Below are 17,257 nucleotides of genomic sequence, written 5' to 3' on the forward strand. Positions count from 1 at the left end.
GGGGCCCTGTCAAACCGCAATCGCCCATAGAAAAGCCCGGCACAGGCCGGGCTTTTCACTCTGTGGCAGGGATCACAGCAGGCGACTCTGGAAGCTGACCCGATCAAATCCGTAGATGTCGTTGCGCAGTTGCTGACGACCATTTTCGTCGATCCAACTGCTCCAGTAGACGGTAAAGACCGGGATCGGCGTGGTGAGCGGCAACCATTTGGTCTGGCTCTCCTTGAGGATATTGGCCACCTTGTCCGGCTGATAGCGGGAATCTGCCAGCAACAGCTCGGCCAGATCGTCCGCATGTTCCACCCGGATGCAGCCCGAACTGAAGGCGCGTGCCCCCTGCTCGAACAGCGCCTTGCGCGGGGTGGAGTGCAGATAGATGGCGTCATTGTTGGGCAGGTAGAACTTGTAGCGCCCCAGGGCATTGTGATCACCCGGCTTTTGCCGCAGGCGATAGGGGAAACCGGCGGCCAGCGCCTGATGCCACCCCTCTTCGGTGAACTGCACCGGATTACCCTCGCTGTCGATCACCTCGAACTGCTCGCGACTCAGATAGGCGGGATCGCGACCCAGCTTGGGCAGGATGTCCTTGCTCAGGATGGAGCGCGGCACATGCCAGGAGGGATTGAGCACGATGGAGCGAATTTCGCTGGCGAGGATGGGCGTGGCGCGCTGCTCCTTGCCGACGATGACCCGGCTGGTGAATACCTCGTTGCCGGACTCCACCACGCTCAGACGGTAGTCGGGAATATTGACCAGCACGTACCGGCCACCGGCGAGCTGATCCACCAGATCGCGACGCCACAGGTTGCGCAGCAGCAGGCTGGCGCGCACTTGCGGGCCGGTATTGAGCCAGGAGCGGGTCTGACGACCGATAATGCCGTCCGCGGTGAGACCGTGACGACGCTGGAACTGCTTGATGGCCTGCTCGGTATCACCATCGTAAATCTGATCACCATGGCTCGGGGCGCTGTCGCCCAGCTCGTTGAGCATGGCGCGGATTTGGCCGAGCTCGGCGGAGCTCTCTCCGGCACGCAGGGTCGGCATATCGAGGGTTGGCCACTTGCTGGCCATCGGCATCGCCAGCAGTTTGTGCACCTTGGCCCGCACCGCCTCGTATTCCGCCACCTGAGGGCGCAGGGATTTCACCTGGGTGAGCAGGTCATCATCGCTGGGTGGGGTCACTACAGGGCGGTTCAAATCGAGCTTGAGGGTCTTCATCTGCTCGCGCGAGACCAGATCCATACCCCGCCAGGCGTGCTGGAAACGGCTCAACTTGGTAAAAATGTCGTCATAGATGGCACCACGCTTGTCTGCAGGGGTGGCCTGCAGACGCTTCCACAGCGTGAAAAAATCGGGATGCAGCTGGGCAAGCACAGCCTCTTGCAACTGCTGCTCCAGCTCGACACGGGCCTGTTCGGCCTGACTGCCCTGATACCAGTCGTGTCCGGTTTCACTGGCCGACACCACAACTTGTGCTTCGGTCGCATGTACCGCGCCAGCGGGCAAACATCCCAGCCACACCAGATTGGCAAGGGCCAGCCAATACTTCATCCCCATGGGTACCTCAAAACGGTTTGTTCACTCTGTCGGGCCTGACAAGCTGACCCGATGCTCAGGCCGCTCATGATGCGTGAACGGCCAATACTTTGCTAGCGCCCGGGGGCATAACGCTGCCAGATAATGTCATACGCATCTGTCTCCTTGAACCGCGCCAACGCCTGATTGAATTGTTGCAAGAACTGCGGCGAAAAGCTGCGCTTGCCCAACATAAAGAAGCTCGGCGATTCAGATACCACCATGGGGTGACTGGTGAACAGACCGCTCATCCCCTCCTTGTTAAGGGCGCTGGGGGTAGCCAGCATGTCACCGAGGAAACCGTCGATCCGCCCGCGGGCCAGTTTCTCAAAATTTTGCTGGTCGCTCACCGCACTCACCTGTTTGGCATAGCGAGCGAGCAGCAACATCACTTCCTCACCATAGAAGTACTCTTTGGTAACGCCGAGAGAGTAACCACTGGCCAGCCAGCTCGTCAGATCCTGTTCGGGATAGTGGCTGCCCTTGCGGATCCACAGCAAGGTGCGCCCCGGGTTGTAGGAGTCGGAAAACCAGGCATAACGAGCGCGCTCATCATTGATATTCGCCTCCATCGCCATGTCTATCTCACCATATTCCATTTCGTGCAGTACCCGCTTCCAGGGCAGCTCCACATAATGGACCTTGCAGTGCATGGAAGTGAGCACAGCCGTCAGCACCTCGGCGGCATAACCGCGCACCTCTTGCGGTGAATCGGCTTCGTAATAATGGTAGGGGGGCCAGTTATCGTAACCGACCTGAATGGGCTCGGGACACAGGGCCTTGGCCAATGCCATTGGCGCCCATAATCCAAGCAACAGACAGCAAGAGATCCACTTCATATGTCATCCTTGACGAATAAGTGAGTCATCATAAATCGCCCCCTGCAAAATGGCGATAGAGGCCAGATGACTATCGCATCCGCTAGAAAATGACGCAGCAAAGCACGTCTATTTGCCAATTGCTCCGCCGGAGCGCCACTGGCAACCTGCACCCCGCGAGACCTGTTTAACCGGGAAACAGCAACGTTTGGAACAGGGGTAAAAAGGGGTTAATATGTGACCAAATATTTTTTTGTGATCCACTATGCTTTTTTTGCAATTGGATTAGCATATGCGCGACATCGGCCTACCCATTCTGTCAGGCATAGAGAGTGATATGACGTACAAAAAGTTCGGTTTTTTGACTGCCATTCTGGCGTTAAGCGGTTTTTATCTTTACACCCTCTATCTGGCTGCTCACCCCAACGTGAGCCTGGCCTACAAACTCTATTATCTGGAAGGCAAAACCCGCTTCTGGGAACACAACTCCAGCATGACCTATCAGCCGGGTAACGAGCTCAATCTGACCAAGCCGAGCCGCTTTCTCTCCAGCGAAGGCTGGGCCAAGAAGCCGAGCGATGAAGGTACCCTGCTCAGCGGTCAGGGCGGCCTCTATTTTGTGCTGCCCAAGCAGGCGGCCAATCCGGATCAGTTGACCGTACAGGCCCGCATCAACAGCCCGGAAGCCGGAGCCCTGTTGAAAGTAGCGCTGGGTCACGACTTCACCACCACGGTGAAACTGGCCAAAGCGGGCATCAACGAAATCCGCCTCAGTCTGCCCGGTGACTCGCTCACGGCAGATCCCAAGCACCCCAATTTTCTGGCGCTCTCGGCACCTACTCCCATCAATGTGCAGTCGGTACGTTTGACCGTAGCCCAGTGATCCTTGCCCCGAATACCATTTTATAAAAACAACTATCCCAAATAAGGACGTTCTTATGTCGCATCCAGATTTTCGACTCTCTCTGGTCGTTCCCGTTTACAACGAGGAAGAGAGCATCGATGCCTTCATCAACGCGATAGACAACGAACTGGCCCTGCTGAAAGACCAGCTTGAAATTGTATTCGTCAACGATGGCAGCCGTGACCGCACCCGTGAAGTGGTCGAGCAGGCCATCGCCCGCGATCCGCGCGTGACCCTGGTCAACCTGGCACGCAACTTCGGTAAAGAAGCGGCCCTGACCGCAGGTCTGCATCAGGCCAAAGGGGATGCCATCGTGCCGATGGACGTGGATCTACAAGATCCTCCTGCCCTGATCCTGGAGTTCGTCAAACTGTGGCAGACCGGTGACTATGACACCGTCTACGGCATCCGCGTCGATCGCAGCGCCGATACCCCGATGAAGCGCCTGACTGCCGGTGGCTTCTACCGCTTCTTCAACGCCCTCTCCACCAGCACCAAGCTGCCGGAGAACGCCGGTGACTTCCGCCTGATCGACCGTCGCGTGGTCGAGGCGATCAAGCTGCTGCCGGAGCGCAACCGCTTTATGAAGGGGCTGTTTGCCTGGGCCGGTTTCCGTGCCGTTGGCGTCCCCTACGAGCGCCCGGCTCGTCACGCCGGTGAAACCAAGTTCAACTACTGGAAACTGTGGAACTTCGCCCTCGACGGTCTGCTCAGCTTCTCCAGCTGGCCGCTGCGGGTCTGGAGCTATGTGGGTGTCAGCGTCTCGCTGGTGGCCTTCCTCTATATCCTGAAAATCATCACCCAGGTGATCTTCTTCGGCATCGACGTGCCCGGTTACGCCTCCCTGATGTCCGTGGTGCTGTTCCTCGGCGGTATCCAGCTGTTGTCACTCGGCATCATCGGCGAGTACATCGGCCGCATGTTCGTGGAAGTGAAACAGCGCCCGGTCTACCTCATTGAAGGGGTCTATGGCCAGTATGCCAAGCAGGATGCGGCCAAACCGCAGAGCGCTGACAGCAACCCGCAAGAGCAGCAGGAGCAGGCGCCTCAATGATCTCCCGCGAGGAATTCTGGCGGCTGGTACGTTTCGGTTTTGTCGGCGGGGGGGCTACTCTCGTCGACCTTGGCACCTCCATCGCACTGTTTCATACCTGGCCCACCATCTCGGAGCACCTAGTTACCACGCTGGCTTTTGCCATCGCATTCTGGTTCTCCTTCTTTGGTCACCGCTACATTACCTTCCAGAAGCAGGGAGCCGCCAGCAAGTTTCTGCTGGTCGCCCTCTTCTCGCTGGCGGTGCGTAACCTGATCCTGAGCGGCCTGCTGTTTACGGGGCTCTCCGGTCTGCTGCCGGTGGTCATCGCCACCCTGACCGTTACCGTCCTCACTTACGTTCTCTCTCGCGTCTGGGTTTTTGCCTGATGAATGATATGACCAATACTGCCCCGCTAACCGGGGCTGCACTCCCGTATCGCCCGTCACTGCGCATCAGCGGTCGTGACTGGCTGATGATCATCGCCGCCTTCATGCTGAGCCGGGTGGCGCTGTATGGCATGGGCTACTTCGGTGTCCAGCTCTATGGCTCCCCCGACATCGGCCCGCTGCAGGCCTATTGTCAGTTCGACTGCGTCTGGTTCCAGCGCATCATCGAAAACGGCTACGACCTCTACCCCCGCTGGCTGAGCAAGGGCAATGCGGCCAACTGGGCCTTTATGCCGCTCTACCCGATGGTCTCCGGTGCCATCTCCAACCTGTTCAATGTCGAGAGCCTGATCGGCCTCATCATTGTTACAAATCTCTCCTTCTTCGCCAGCTTGCCGCTGATGCTGCTGGTGTTGCGTCAGCTCAAGCTGGGGGACGATACCGCCCGCTTCGGCGTCTGGCTGCTCGCCTTCTCCCCCTTCTCCGCCTACTTCGTCTCCGGTTATACCGAGTCGACCTTTATGGCGCTGATGCTGGGGATGTTCCTGTTCGCCTATCGGGAGCAGTGGCTGATGGTGGCCGTGCTGGGGGTCTGTATCTCCGCCACCCGCAACCTGGGGGTAATGATGGTCTTCCCGGTGCTGATCCTGGCGCTGCAGGCTTACGGCTGGCGGGAATTTTTCCGCTTCACCGAGCGCGCCTTCAAGGTGGTCTTCACCCTCTGGATGATCCCCTTTGGCCTGTTTGCCTATATGGTCTATCTCTATCACCTGACCGGCGATGCCTTCGCCTTCAAGCACATTCAGGTGGCCTGGGGTCGCTACATGGACAGCCCGCTGGACTGGTGGCTGAGTGGTTTCGAGCTGGGCGGCCGCAAGGCTTACCTCTCCATCATGGTGATCTTCGGCTGGTGCCTGAACGGCTACCTGTTCAGCCAGAAACGCTGGGCTGAAGCGACTCTGATGTTCATCTGCTGCACCATCCCGCTGATGACCGGCCTCAACGCCATGCCACGCTACATGTTCGGGCTCTACCCTACCCTGCTGGCCATCATTCTGCTGACCCATCGCTGGCCCGCCATCCGCCCTGCTGTGCTATGCATCAGCGGCATGGTGGCCTCCTTCATCGCGGTGGCCTTCGTCAACTTCAAGTTCTTCACCGTCTGATGTGACGACAAAGCCTGATACACCAAATGCCGGTCACCTGACCGGCATTTTTTATGGGCGCTATTTTTATCGACAGAGCGTCCCATCTCCTCTCCGTCACACTTTCCTCGGCTTGAAAACGTAACCATTTGAACTGATGTCACAAATCGGCATTTTGCCGATCCAAGGCGCGCTTTGCTGCTCCTAGAATGGGCCCTTGTCCGAACTGCCCTGCTCAAGGAATGGCTTATGCGTCGTGCTCATCACTTATCCCCTCTCTGGCTCGCCCTGCTGGCCGCCCCTCTGTTCACCCAACAGGCGATGGCTGCCCCCGAGGTTCGCCTCTATGTAGATGGTCAACCGGTGGCGGCCCCGATCGCGCTGGACAAGGGCACGGTGGAGCTGACTCACCCTCTTGCCAAGGGGAGCCACCAGATCCGCATCAGCGACGCAGACAACAGTTGCGGTACCAGCTTTGGCCCGAGCGAGAGCAAGCCGCTCCCCTTCGGCACCGCCCAGCCCATGGACAAATGCAGCAAGGATCAGAGCTTTACCCTGCGGGTGATGCTGGCCGGGGAGTATCAGTTCACCTTCAACCCGGATACCCCCAGCCTCAAGGTGCTGCGGGCGACCAAGAAGAGCGAATTCAAACGACAGCCACCAGAAGAGCCCTGCATCAGCTGGGATGGCGGCCCGGTCACGGTATCCCTGAAAGGGGTTTGGCCCGAGGGTACCCGACTGAGGGATGCCTACTCGAAACAGGAGGCGGTGGTCAAACAGGGCAAGCTGACCCTGAGCCCGAGCAAAGAGAGCGGCGGCCTGCTGCTGCTCGAGCCGGTCAAGGCAGCCAAGCCAGCACCGTTCAGCTGGGATCAGGCGAGCGTCTATTTCCTGCTGACCGACCGCTTCCACAATGGTGACCCCGCCAACGACCACAGCTTCGGCCGCCAGAAGGATGGTCAAGACGAGGTGGCCACCTGGCACGGCGGCGACTTCAAGGGGCTGACCGAGAAGCTCGACTACATCAAGAGCCTCGGCATGAACGCCATCTGGATCACCCCCATGGTGGAGCAGGTTCACGGCTTTATCGGCGGTGGTGAGCAGGGCAACTTCCCCTTCTACGCCTACCACGGCTACTGGGCGCTCGACTTCACCAAGATTGACCCCAACTACGGCGATGAAGAGAGCCTGAAAACCCTGGTGGACGAGGCCCACAAGCGCGGCATGCGGATCATCCTCGACGTGGTGATGAACCACGCCGGTTACGCCACCCTCGCCGACTTGCAGGATTTGGGGCTCACCGAGCTGACCCAGAACAGCGGCAAACTGCCGACCGTCTGGAACCAGTGGCGCCCGAGCGGTGGCCTCAACTGGCATGGTTACAACCAGTTCATCGACTATCAATCACCCGCGTGGAACAAGTGGTGGAGTGGTGACTGGGTGCGCGCCGGTCTGCCCGGCTACCCGCAGCCCGGCACCGACGATGTCACCGGCTCGGTGGCGGGGCTGCCGGACTTTCTGACCGAATCGACCAAACCGGTAGGGCTGCCGCCGTTGTTGGCCGCGAAAAAAGACACCCTCGCCAAGGCGCTGCCCGACGCTACCGTGAGCGACTACCTGATCGCTTGGCACACCGACTGGGTGCGCCGCTTTGGCATCGACGGCTTCCGCGCCGACACCGTCAAGCATCTGGAGCCCGAGGTGTGGGCCAAGCTCAAGCAGGCGGGCACCGCTGCACTCAAGGAGTGGAAGACCAACAACCCGGGCAAGGCCCTCGACGATCTGCCCTTCTACATGGTGGGCGAGGTGTGGGATCACGGGGTGGCCAAGGATTTCTGGTATCAGAACGGTTTCGATTCCCTGATCAACTTCGACTATCAGCGCGAGTTCGCCCTGCCCCAGGCCCAGTGCATGGCCAGCGCCGAGCCCACCTATGCCAGCTACGCCAGCCGCATCAATCAGGATCCCGAGTTCAACGTGTTGAGCTACATCAGCTCCCACGACACCAAGCTGTTCTTTGGCGACTATCAGGATGTGCCGCTACAGCGCCGGGTCGCCAACAGCTTTATGCTGCTGCCAGGCGGTATCCAGCTCTACTATGGCGACGAGTCCGGCCGGGGGCTGGCCAAGGATGGGGGGGTGTTCGATCAGGCGTTGCGCTCGGACATGAACTGGCAGGAGCTGGCCAGCGGCGACAAGGCTGAGCTAGTCAAGCACTGGCAGCAACTGGGCCAGTTCCGCGCAGCCCATCCGGCCATTGCGGCAGGCAGCCACCAGAAACTCTCTGATGCTCCCTACGCCTTTGTGCGGGAGAAGGGGGATGACAAGGTGGTGGTGGTCTTTGCCGGTCGGCAGAAGTAACTCTTGAGCCACATTGACCAGCAACAGAGAGGGGAGCCACTGGCTCCCCTCTCTCGTTTATCTATCTACCAAGGCTCACTGTGACAGGCGCGCCGCCACCGGCCACTGCAGGCGCGCTTTGACCAACATCTCTTGCCACAGGGGCCAGGCCAGCAGCGCCTGATGATAGGTTCCGGCCTGACCGGGCAACAGGATGCCGTAGCTGGCCAGCCGATAGGCCATCACCGCATAGAAGGCGTCGATAATGCCCGCCTCGCCAAAGTAGAAGGGGCCACGCGCCTGCGACCAGATCTCCTGCAAGCGAGCCAGCTCGCCGACCGCCTCCACCGGGGGATCGATACGGGTTGGCGCCCCAAGAAAGAAGGGGAGCAGAGAACGGATCTGCCGAAATCCGGCGTGCAACTCGGCACAGAGGCTGCGAGCCTGTGCCCGCTCGGCAAGCGAAACAGGATAGAGCTGGCGGTCGGGACAGAGCTCGTGAACATATTCGGCAATGGCCAGCGAGTCATGAACCCGCACGCCATCGTGTTCGAGCCAGGGCACCAGACCGGCCGGTGCCAGCCGCTTGAGCCGCGCCAGCGACTTGGCATCCTCCAGATCGAACACCTGCTCCTGCCACGTCAGCCCGCTCATGGCGAGCACCAGTGCCGCCCGCATCGCCCAGGTGGAGCCGGTGCCCACCGCCAATACCAAGGATCCCATCTGCTGCCTCCTGCATGAGTTGCCTGCGACCGGCCGATCTGCCCTTGATGGCAAAACATCCGATGGTCGCTTCACATTTGCACACCGGCGGGTTTGACCCTCTTGGTGAGCGATGCTAGTTTGATTTTTCAAAACAATCAGTTAGCAACAATGTGAGCCATTAACCGAAATATGGACAGCCAATTTACCATCGTCATCGCAGATGACCACCCCCTGTTTCGGGGCGCCCTTTACCAAGCGGTGCACATGGCCATCAACGACGCTCAATTGCTGGAAGCGGACTCCATCGACAGCTTGACCAGCCTGCTCGGCGAGCATCCCGAAGTTGACCTGTTGCTGCTCGATCTCAAGATGCCGGGGGCCAATGGCTTCGAGGGGCTGGCCCACCTGCGTGGCCAATATCCCGACCTGCCCATCGTGGTGGTCTCCGCCTCGGAAGATGCGGCCATCATCCAGCAGGTGTTGCGGCTCGGGGCGCTCGGCTTCATTCCCAAGTCGGTACCGATGAAGGAGCTGGTCAACGCCCTCAATACGGTGATCGGGGGGGATAACTGGGTGCCGGAAGGCATCTCGCTTCATCCCGAATCGGAAGATGGCCCCGATTTCGCCAGCAAGCTGGCCAGCCTCACCCCCCAGCAATACAAGGTGCTGATCATGCTGCGCGATGGCAGCCTCAACAAACAGATCGCCTGGGAGCTCAACGTCTCCGAGGCCACCATCAAGGCCCATATCACCGCCATCTTCAGAAAACTGGGGGTCAAAAACCGCACTCAGGCAGTCATCGCCCTGCAACAGCTCGATATCAAGGAGAGCTGAAACCCGCGCGCAGTGACACGCGCGAGACGACATAGCCAGCCATGCTGGCTATTTGTTGCTCGACAATTAGCACGATCGTACTTTATGCTGCCAGCGCCAACGAGGAGAGAGTGATGAGCAAAGGGCGCCTGACCCGGGAAAACATTTTGCAGACAGCCTTTGAGCAAGCGAGCCAGCAAGGGCTGGAGAGCCTGACCATCGGCTCGCTGGCCAGCGCCTGCGAGATGTCGAAAAGCGGCCTGTTTGCCCACTTTCAATCCCGAGACAATCTGCAGATCGCCGTGCTGGAGTACGCCGCCGAGGTATTTCGGCTGCGGGTGATCCAACCGGTACGTCAGCAGGAGCACCAGAGCCAGCACGACAAGCTGATCGCTCTGCTGCGCGCCTGGCAGGCGTGGAACCACTGCTTTGCCGGACGCTGCATGTTCCTCGACGCCTGGACCTCGGTGCAGGATGGCCATGAGCAAAAGAGCCAGGTGCAGCAAGCCGCCCGGCAACTGGTGCGCTTCTGGCTCGACTATCTGGCCCGTCAGGTGGTGCAGGGTCAGGCCGCAGGCGAGTGGCGACGCGAGATGGATCCCTGGCGCGCCGTTTATCGCCTCTATGGCCTCTATCTGGCGGATCAGGTGTTCAACGATCTCGAACTGTGTCAGGATCCGGCTCGCCACTTCTGGCCCGAAGTGGATGCTCTGCTCGCCAGCTGGCGCTGATGTTTTAGCATCCGTTCAACAAGACTTTTTAAAAACCGACAAAAAAGCACGACCGTTCGCACATAAAAACCACAGGATGACCATGAGCAGCAAGATCTACTTCAACACCCGCCGCTTCAGCCCGAGCAAATGGCTGCTGGGGATCGGCACCCGGTTGCACCACAGACTCGCCCCCACCCATGCCAAGCGCACCGCCAGCAAGTTGCTGCTCACCCCCCAGCGCAACCAGCGCGGTGGCCACGAACCAGCCGGTCTGGTGAAGCAGGCCGTCCATACCAGCGAAGGGGTATTGATGAGCTATCGGCTCGGTCAGGGGCCGCTGTGGCTGCTGATGCACGGCTGGTCCGGCAGCGCCAGCCAGTTCTATCCGCTGATGAGCCATATCGCCGCGCAGGGTTTCACCGCAATTGCCTACGATCATCCGGCCCACGGCCAGAGCGCGGGCAACACTGGTCACCTGCCCCGTTTCGTGCGCGCCTTCGACGAGCTGGCGACCAAGCTGGCCAGCGAAGCAGGCCCGCTGCACGGGGTCATCGCCCACAGCATGGGAGGCGCCGTCACCCTCTCCAGCCGTCAGCCGGGTATCGATACCCTGCCGCTGCTGTTGATTTCGCCGGTGCTCGACTATGTGCCCCAGCTCTACGGCATGGTGGCGCGCTCCGGCTACTCCATCCGGTTGTTCGATGCGGTGGTCAAGGAAATTGAGCAAGAGTACCAGCACCCCTTGAGCACGGTCGATCCGCTGGGTCGCCTCGCCAGTCGCAGCGGTGCGGCAATGATCGTGCATGACGAGGAGGACAGATTCGCCCCCCATAGCGACTCCTTGCGGGCCAGTCAGGATGGTCATACCCGGCTGGTGAGCACCCGGGGTCTGGGCCACGGTCGCATCCTCGCCAGCGCCCCGGTATTCGCCGCCTTCGATCAGCTGGCGCGGCCGGAAAATCCTCACCGCGCCCTTTGACATGGGGCCATGAAAAAACGGGCGAGCGCCCGTTTTTATATTTGATACAGCGCCTTATAGTTAACTTGTCAGTGGGAACATTCTTGTCAGTACACAATAAGGCGCCAGCATATGGCCAGACCCAATACAGCGTTGTTGCTCACCGGTGGCGGTGCTCGCGCCGCCTATCAGGTCGGTGCCCTCAAGGCGATTGCGGAGCTCTACCCGCGCAATCTCGGCATCCCTTTTCCCATCCTCTGTGGCACCTCGGCGGGGGCCATCAATGTCACTGCACTGGCCTGCTACGCCTCCTGCTTCCATCTGGGAGTGCGCAAGCTGGAGTGGGTCTGGCGCCGCTTCGAGACTCACCACATCTTCGATTTTCACCCGGGGCGCCTGCTGTGGCGGTTGTTGTACGAGGGGTCGGCGGGGCTGATCAACCCCCACACCAACCACGCCTTTCACCTCTTTGACAACGCGCCGCTGCACCGCCTGCTGGATCAGCTCATCGACTATCATCGGATCGATGATAACATCCTCTACGGCAGTCTGGAGGCGCTCGCCATCACGGCGTCGGATTACGATGACGGCCTCTCCACCACCTTCTTTCAGGGGCGTGCCGACCACCATCCGTGGGAGCGGGCCAGACGGCGCGGGGTGCGCACAGTGCTTACATCTGAGCATCTGCTCGCCTCCTCGGCGCTCCCCTTCGTCTTTCCGGCCACCCGGATCGGCGAGAAGTTCTACGGCGACGGATCCATCCACCAGCTGAGCCCGCTCAGCCCCGCCATCCATCTGGGGGGTGAACGGATCCTTCTGATCGCCCTGGATCCGCCAGCGCACTCGGCACCGACCCATCACCACGGCCACCTCACCAGCTCCAATATTGCCAGCCATCTGCTCGATACGGTCTTTACTGACACCCTCAACTCCGATCTGGAGCGGCTGTGGCGCATCAACCAGACTCTGGATCTGATCCCGGAGCGGGAGCGCAACCGCCTCAAGCTGAAGCGGGTGGAGACCTGTGTGCTGAAACCGAGTCAGGATCTCGACACCATCGCACTGGCCTATCTGCGCAAACTGCCGCTAAAGTTGCGCCGGCTGTTGCGGGTGCTGGGCGTGAAGGGGGATGAGACCAGCAGTCTGGCCAGCTTTTTGATGTTCTATCCGGGTTACTGCCAGCAGTTGATCAAGCTGGGCTATCAGGACACCCTGAGGGAGCGGGAGCGGGTCGTCGCCTTCCTCGATATCGAAGGGCTACCAAAAGAGCGGGAGTAAAGGGGGCGGCCGATGAGTGCAAGGGGACTCAGCGCCCCTCCAGCAAACGCTGCTCAGCCTGTTCCATCGCCACCACGGTACCAAACAGGATCAGCCGATCGCCAGCCGCCAGCACCAGCTCGGGTCTGGGCTCCAGACTCTGATCCCCGCGCTGCACCTCCTTGATCCGCACCTCATCAAGCGGCAACTCGCGCACTTCACGGCCTACCGCCCACGCCTGATCGTGCAGCAGCAGCGGGTGGAGACGTTCAAGCAGCTGATCCTCCTCCAGATTGCTGGCACTCTGATCCCCCCAGTAGAAGCCGTGCAGGAAGCGATACTGGCTGCTGCGCTCCAGCTCCATCCGACGGATCACCCGGCCAATTGGGATATCGCAATTGAGCAGCAGGTGGGAGACCAGCATCAGGGCTCCCTCCTGGGATTCGGGAATCACCTCGAAAGCCCCTGCCTGCTTGTACTGCTCCAGAAAACTGTCATCCCGGGTACGCACCAGCACTTTGAGATCCCCCGCCAGTTCGCGGATCAGTGCCAGCATAGCCTCCACCCGCTTGCGGTCATCGAAGGTGATGATCACCAGCCGCGCCCGCAACAAGCCGGCGGCCAGCAGAATATCGCGGCGACTGGCATCGCCGAAGGCCACCTGCTCCCCCGCCAGCTTGGCTTCGCTCACCCGCTCCGGGTCGAGGTCTAGGGCCAGAAAGGGGATCTCCTCGATCTTGAGAAAGCGGGCACAGGTCTGCCCCGCCCGGCCAAACCCGGCGATGATGACATGCTGGTTTTTGCTCAGGCCCGACTGTGCCACCTCGGAGCGGGTCAGCAGCGCCGGATCGGTGAGGCTACGGGCCAGCGAATGGGCCTGGGTCACCAGCCAGGGGGTCATGGCGATGGAGATGATGCCGATACCGATGAGCAGTGAGACCAGCTGCTGATCCAGCAAGCCGTGGTGCAGTGCCAGTGCCAGCAGCACGAAGCCAAACTCTCCCACCTGACTGAGCATGATACCGGCGGCCATGCTGTCGCGCTTTCGTTCCCCCATCAGCCGCCCGGCCAGCAGTACCAGCAGGGATTTGCACAGTACCAGCAGCACCACGCAGATCAGTACCTGCCACCAAGCCCGCGCCACCAGCTCCCACTCCATGGCCATGCCGATGGTGATAAAGAAGAGCCCCATCAGCACATCGCGAAAGGGCTTGATGTCCACCTCCAGCTGATGACGGTAGTGGGACTCCCCCAGCATCATCCCCGCCAGAAACGCCCCCAGCGCCATCGACAGCCCCAGCGAATGGGTCATGTAGGCGGCCAGCAGCGCCACCAGCAGGGCACTCAGCACGAACAACTCGTCGGAGCGAGCTCGCGCCACCTCGTGAAACAGCAGCGGCAGCAACCACTTGCCCACCGCCAGCAGAGTAAAGAGAGCAAACAGCCCCTTGAGGGTGGCCCAGGCGATCTCGGCGGCCAGGGCGCTGCCCTGCACTTCCGGCTGGGCGAGGATCGGGATCATCACCAGCAGGGGCACCACCGCCAGATCCTGAAACAGCAGCACGCTCACCCCCAGCTGGGCGCGGCGGGTATGGAGCTGCTTCTGCTCGCCGAGCTGCTTGATCACCACTGCCGTGGAGGAGAGTGCCAACGTTCCCGCCACCACCAGCGACTGGGCCAGACCCAACCCCCACCACCAGCCGATTGCGAAAAAGATCAGTGACGTGAGCAGCACCTGCAACATCCCGACCCCCAGCACCAACCGGCGCATCGCCAGCAATTTCGGCAGGGAGAACTCCAGCCCCAACGAGAACATCAGAAAGACGATCCCGAGCTCGGCAATGGTCTGCATGATCGACTGGCCGGTGATCACCGCCAGCCCGTGGGGGCCGAGCAAGACGCCGGCAATCAGGTAAGCGAGGATGACCGGCAAGCCGAGGCGCCGGAAAGTTGCCACCAGCAGGACGGCGGCGAACAGCAGGATCAACAGGTCGGTGTACAAATTTTCCTCTCCTTTTATCGACTTAAGCTTAGTCAGCCGATCTGGCGGGCAGGAAAGATATATTGGGCATGCCAATTGCAGGGAGGAGACAGTAGTCAGGTGTTACAGATGGAAGACCATGGAAAATACGTCGTCACTTAATGGCTTTAGCCATGGCATCGAGCAGTGGGTTCGCCAGATGGAGCGGCTCACGCCGTTTCCCAGCATTGAACGCAACCAGTTGCTCGAGCAGTTGTTGGGGCAGAGCGATCTCGGCGGTTTGCTGACAACTTTTGCCGATCGTGCGGCAAGAATTGTCAGGATCCACGGTCTCTACCTCGATTGTGGCCAGCCCCATGTGCTGATCCAGCACCCGCCGCTGGCCACCCTCAACCTGCACAACTATCCGTTCGAGCTGCGCGGTCAGCATGGCCAGCTGCTCGGCCAGCTCCACTACGAGCTGGAACATCCGCTGAGCGGCAGCCAGCAACGGGTCCTGATGCAATACCATCAGCTGCTCTGCCTGCTGCTGCCCCTCTATCTGCGGCTGGAAAAACTGGATCAGCTGGTCCGGCTCGATCACCTGACCGGCCTTGGCAACCGCTCCTACTTTGACGAGGCCATCGGTCGCGCCATCGAGCAGCACAGCCGAGAGCCCCACGGTCTGGTGCTGGTGCTGCTGGATCTCGATCGCTTCAAGCAGATCAATGACACCTGGGGTCATCCGGTGGGGGATCTGGTGCTGAGCCGCTTCGCCCAGCTGCTCAAGGGGTGTATCCGCAGCACGGATCAAGCCTTCCGGCTCGGGGGAGATGAATTTGCCCTGCTGCTGCAACCGGCCGAACCCGAGGCGTGGCGCCCGGTCTGGCTGCGACTGCAGCATATGTTGATGACCAACAAGGAGCTCAGCACCTTCTCGGTCGGATGCAGCCTTGGCGCCGCCAGCTGGCAATCCGGGGTCGATGTGCCGAGCCTCTACGAGGCGGCCGACAGCCACCTCTACGCCCGCAAGAAAGCAGGCAAGGCCAGCCCTAACGAATAATCCCGAACTCTTCTTTGCTCCGGCACATGCGCGCCATGTGACCGGAGCTTCTTTTTTTGAGGTTACGCCGAGATCACCTCAGGCAAGATCCTGCTCGGGCATGATGGGGGCGGCACCGCTTCCCTGCCAGTGGCAGACCAGACCAGTTCCCTCAGCCATAAAGCCGTCGCAGACAAAGAGCCCCACCACCGCCGCCACCTGCTCGCCATAGTAGAGGATGGGGATGCGCCCCCGCTGCCACGAAGGCACGCCATACTCCTGCAGCAACTTTTTCATCCGCCGACTGCCGCTCCGCCCCACCGGTTTGAGGGGGATCCCGGGCGTCACCTGAAAACGCACCGAGAGCGGCTCATCCGCTCGGGGGGAGCGCAGCAGATCCTCGCCGTGCTCCGCCATGCGCACCACCAGCTCGCCCAACCCGTCCGGCAGGGTCAGCGGCTCGCCCACGGTCAGCGGCAATACCTGATGACAGGGTTGCAGGTCAGGGCTCACCAGATAGAGCCGCTCCTGATAACGGCGGCAGCTCTGGCGCCCCCAGTTGAGCTGGGGATTGGCATCGCCGCGCGCCAGCGCTACCTCCTGCCAGAGCCGGGCAAGCTGCTCACGGGATGGCATCTCCCCCCCCTGACGGCGGATCCAGTAGCGCAGCAGGTTGTTGCGCCGGGTGGGTGAAAGGGCGTGCAGCGGGCCGATATGGAGTGCCTCCCCCTCGCCCGCCAGCTGCCAGTCGCTCTCGGCAAGCTCCTCCAGCAGCGCCTCCTGCTCGGCGCACAGGGCCATGCTGCGCGCAGCGGTCTGGGCCATGGCGGGCCAGCGCGCCTTGAGCTGGGGGATAAGCGTCTGGCGCAAAAAGTTGCGGTCATAGCTCACATCCTGATTGCTCTCATCCTCCACCCAGCCAAAGGGGAGGCTCGCTGCCGCCTCGGCCAGCTCGGCGCGACTCATATTGAGCAGCGGCCGCAGCAACAGGCCGCCAGCAAAGGGCTGGCTTGGCAAGATCCCCGCCAAGCCGCGCAGACCGGCGCCGCGCTTGAGGGCCAGCAGCAGGGTCTCCAGCTGATCGTCCTGATGGTGGGCGGTGAGCAGCCACTCCCCCTCCCGCATCCGGGCGGTCAGCCGCTGATAACGGGCGGTGCGAGCCTGCGCCTCCAGACTCTCGCCATTGCCACGGGCCAGAGTCACTCGCTCGACCAGCAGCTCCACCGCCAATTGCTGACACACGGCGTCACAATGAGCGACCCACTCATCGGCATGGGGACTGAGGCCGTGGTGCACGTGCAGGGCGCGAAGTGACAGGCTGTGCTCGCGGGCATACTGTGCCGCCAGCACCAGCAGCAGGGTAGAGTCGAGGCCGCCACTGAAGGCTACCAGCAGACCGGTGGAACCTTCTGGTGCTGGCATAGTCAGACAAAAGCGAGAATAAAGATGAGAAATCATAGGCTTCCCCAAAACGGACCGGCCGATCTTAGCAGAGTCGGGCTTATCAAGCTGCAACCCTGCTGCTAGAGTGAGGCTCGCCCGCCCTCTCCACCAGGCTGGCCGCAAGGCGGTCGCACAACTGATTGGAGCAAGGAAGATGGGCAG

General features: G+C 60.9%; 15 protein-coding genes. 10 read left to right on the forward strand and 5 right to left on the reverse strand.

Features of this window, described 5'->3' with window-relative positions; genetic code table 11:
* Nucleotides 1–72: 72 nt before the first annotated feature.
* The gene (locus G5229_RS05730) at nucleotides 73–1,557 is read right to left on the reverse strand and encodes a L,D-transpeptidase family protein (protein ID WP_421208768.1); all 1,485 of its coding nucleotides are present in this window, start codon (nucleotides 1,555–1,557) and stop codon (nucleotides 73–75) included.
* 92 nt (nucleotides 1,558–1,649) lie between these two features.
* Complete coding sequence (locus tag G5229_RS05735; protein ID WP_421208769.1) at nucleotides 1,650–2,414, reverse strand: substrate-binding periplasmic protein; 765 nt, start codon at nucleotides 2,412–2,414, stop codon at nucleotides 1,650–1,652.
* 316 nt (nucleotides 2,415–2,730) lie between these two features.
* Here G5229_RS05735 and G5229_RS05740 point away from each other — a divergent pair, with 316 nt between their 5' ends.
* From G5229_RS05740 to G5229_RS05760, 5 genes are all read left to right on the forward strand, one after another.
* On the forward strand, nucleotides 2,731–3,276 hold the full coding sequence (locus tag G5229_RS05740; protein WP_216953084.1) for a hypothetical protein: 546 nt from the start codon (nucleotides 2,731–2,733) through the stop codon (nucleotides 3,274–3,276).
* 55 nt (nucleotides 3,277–3,331) lie between these two features.
* Nucleotides 3,332–4,351: a glycosyltransferase family 2 protein gene (locus tag G5229_RS05745; protein WP_421208770.1), complete on the forward strand. Its 1,020-nt coding sequence runs from the start codon at nucleotides 3,332–3,334 to the stop codon at nucleotides 4,349–4,351.
* Nucleotides 4,348–4,719 carry a GtrA family protein gene (locus G5229_RS05750; protein WP_058056732.1) on the forward strand — a complete coding sequence of 124 codons (372 nt, stop codon included), beginning with the start codon at nucleotides 4,348–4,350 and terminating at the stop codon, nucleotides 4,717–4,719. The genes G5229_RS05745 and G5229_RS05750 overlap by 4 nt, the downstream gene beginning before the upstream one ends.
* A complete protein-coding gene (locus tag G5229_RS05755) occupies nucleotides 4,719–5,885 on the forward strand; it encodes a hypothetical protein (RefSeq protein WP_040066657.1) in 1,167 nt (388 codons plus the stop codon). Before G5229_RS05750 ends, G5229_RS05755 begins: the two co-directional genes overlap by 1 nt.
* Before the next feature lie 228 nt (nucleotides 5,886–6,113).
* Nucleotides 6,114–8,225: an alpha-amylase gene (locus G5229_RS05760; protein WP_421208771.1), complete on the forward strand. Its 2,112-nt coding sequence runs from the start codon at nucleotides 6,114–6,116 to the stop codon at nucleotides 8,223–8,225.
* Nucleotides 8,226–8,300: 75 nt separating this feature from the next.
* Here G5229_RS05760 and G5229_RS05765 read toward each other — a convergent pair whose 3' ends face one another.
* A complete protein-coding gene (locus G5229_RS05765) occupies nucleotides 8,301–8,927 on the reverse strand; it encodes a glutathione S-transferase N-terminal domain-containing protein (RefSeq protein ID WP_252655947.1) in 627 nt (208 codons plus the stop codon).
* 171 nt (nucleotides 8,928–9,098) lie between these two features.
* Between G5229_RS05765 and G5229_RS05770 the strand changes: the two genes are divergently transcribed.
* The 4 genes from G5229_RS05770 to G5229_RS05785 all read left to right on the forward strand — a co-directional run bounded on the left by G5229_RS05770 (nucleotide 9,099) and on the right by G5229_RS05785 (nucleotide 12,671).
* On the forward strand, nucleotides 9,099–9,743 hold the full coding sequence (locus tag G5229_RS05770) for a response regulator (protein WP_005338467.1): 645 nt from the start codon (nucleotides 9,099–9,101) through the stop codon (nucleotides 9,741–9,743).
* A gap of 113 nt (nucleotides 9,744–9,856) precedes the next feature.
* Nucleotides 9,857–10,453, forward strand: coding sequence for a TetR/AcrR family transcriptional regulator (locus G5229_RS05775; protein ID WP_113738954.1), 597 nt, complete (start codon nucleotides 9,857–9,859; stop codon nucleotides 10,451–10,453).
* 82 nt (nucleotides 10,454–10,535) lie between these two features.
* Entirely contained in the window at nucleotides 10,536–11,414 is an 879-nt protein-coding gene (locus G5229_RS05780) for an alpha/beta hydrolase (protein WP_270904695.1), read from the forward strand.
* Between the two features lie 111 nt (nucleotides 11,415–11,525).
* Nucleotides 11,526–12,671 carry a patatin-like phospholipase family protein gene (locus tag G5229_RS05785; RefSeq protein ID WP_421208772.1) on the forward strand — a complete coding sequence of 382 codons (1,146 nt, stop codon included), beginning with the start codon at nucleotides 11,526–11,528 and terminating at the stop codon, nucleotides 12,669–12,671.
* Nucleotides 12,672–12,699: 28 nt separating this feature from the next.
* On the opposite strand, the gene G5229_RS05790 is transcribed toward G5229_RS05785, so the two are convergent.
* A complete protein-coding gene (locus G5229_RS05790) occupies nucleotides 12,700–14,652 on the reverse strand; it encodes a cation:proton antiporter (protein WP_421208773.1) in 1,953 nt (650 codons plus the stop codon).
* Nucleotides 14,653–14,770: 118 nt separating this feature from the next.
* On the opposite strand from G5229_RS05790, the gene G5229_RS05795 reads away from it, so the two are divergent.
* A complete protein-coding gene (locus tag G5229_RS05795) occupies nucleotides 14,771–15,673 on the forward strand; it encodes a GGDEF domain-containing protein (RefSeq protein WP_421208774.1) in 903 nt (300 codons plus the stop codon).
* A gap of 78 nt (nucleotides 15,674–15,751) precedes the next feature.
* Here the strand turns inward: G5229_RS05795 and tilS are convergent, their stop codons facing one another.
* A complete protein-coding gene (tilS, locus tag G5229_RS05800) occupies nucleotides 15,752–17,110 on the reverse strand; it encodes a tRNA lysidine(34) synthetase TilS (protein ID WP_421208775.1) in 1,359 nt (452 codons plus the stop codon).
* Between the last annotated feature and the right edge of the window lie 147 nt (nucleotides 17,111–17,257).

This window comes from Aeromonas sp. 602396 (assembly GCF_049173735.1).
Classification (GTDB): domain Bacteria; phylum Pseudomonadota; class Gammaproteobacteria; order Enterobacterales; family Aeromonadaceae; genus Aeromonas; species Aeromonas veronii_A.

What these genes read in the sequence shown, in the direction of transcription:
- G5229_RS05730 (WP_421208768.1), bottom strand. Translation starts at nt 1,557, where the DNA reads ATGGGGATGAAGTATTGGCTGGCCCTTGCCAATCTGGTGTGGCTGGGA.
- G5229_RS05735 (WP_421208769.1), bottom strand. Translation starts at nt 2,414, where the DNA reads ATGAAGTGGATCTCTTGCTGTCTGTTGCTTGGATTATGGGCGCCAATG.
- G5229_RS05740 (WP_216953084.1), top strand. Translation starts at nt 2,731, where the DNA reads ATGACGTACAAAAAGTTCGGTTTTTTGACTGCCATTCTGGCGTTAAGC.
- G5229_RS05745 (WP_421208770.1), top strand. Translation starts at nt 3,332, where the DNA reads ATGTCGCATCCAGATTTTCGACTCTCTCTGGTCGTTCCCGTTTACAAC.
- G5229_RS05750 (WP_058056732.1), top strand. Translation starts at nt 4,348, where the DNA reads ATGATCTCCCGCGAGGAATTCTGGCGGCTGGTACGTTTCGGTTTTGTC.
- G5229_RS05755 (WP_040066657.1), top strand. Translation starts at nt 4,719, where the DNA reads ATGAATGATATGACCAATACTGCCCCGCTAACCGGGGCTGCACTCCCG.
- G5229_RS05760 (WP_421208771.1), top strand. Translation starts at nt 6,114, where the DNA reads ATGCGTCGTGCTCATCACTTATCCCCTCTCTGGCTCGCCCTGCTGGCC.
- G5229_RS05765 (WP_252655947.1), bottom strand. Translation starts at nt 8,927, where the DNA reads ATGGGATCCTTGGTATTGGCGGTGGGCACCGGCTCCACCTGGGCGATG.
- G5229_RS05770 (WP_005338467.1), top strand. Translation starts at nt 9,099, where the DNA reads ATGGACAGCCAATTTACCATCGTCATCGCAGATGACCACCCCCTGTTT.
- G5229_RS05775 (WP_113738954.1), top strand. Translation starts at nt 9,857, where the DNA reads ATGAGCAAAGGGCGCCTGACCCGGGAAAACATTTTGCAGACAGCCTTT.
- G5229_RS05780 (WP_270904695.1), top strand. Translation starts at nt 10,536, where the DNA reads ATGAGCAGCAAGATCTACTTCAACACCCGCCGCTTCAGCCCGAGCAAA.
- G5229_RS05785 (WP_421208772.1), top strand. Translation starts at nt 11,526, where the DNA reads ATGGCCAGACCCAATACAGCGTTGTTGCTCACCGGTGGCGGTGCTCGC.
- G5229_RS05795 (WP_421208774.1), top strand. Translation starts at nt 14,771, where the DNA reads ATGGAAAATACGTCGTCACTTAATGGCTTTAGCCATGGCATCGAGCAG.
- tilS (WP_421208775.1), bottom strand. Translation starts at nt 17,110, where the DNA reads ATGATTTCTCATCTTTATTCTCGCTTTTGTCTGACTATGCCAGCACCA.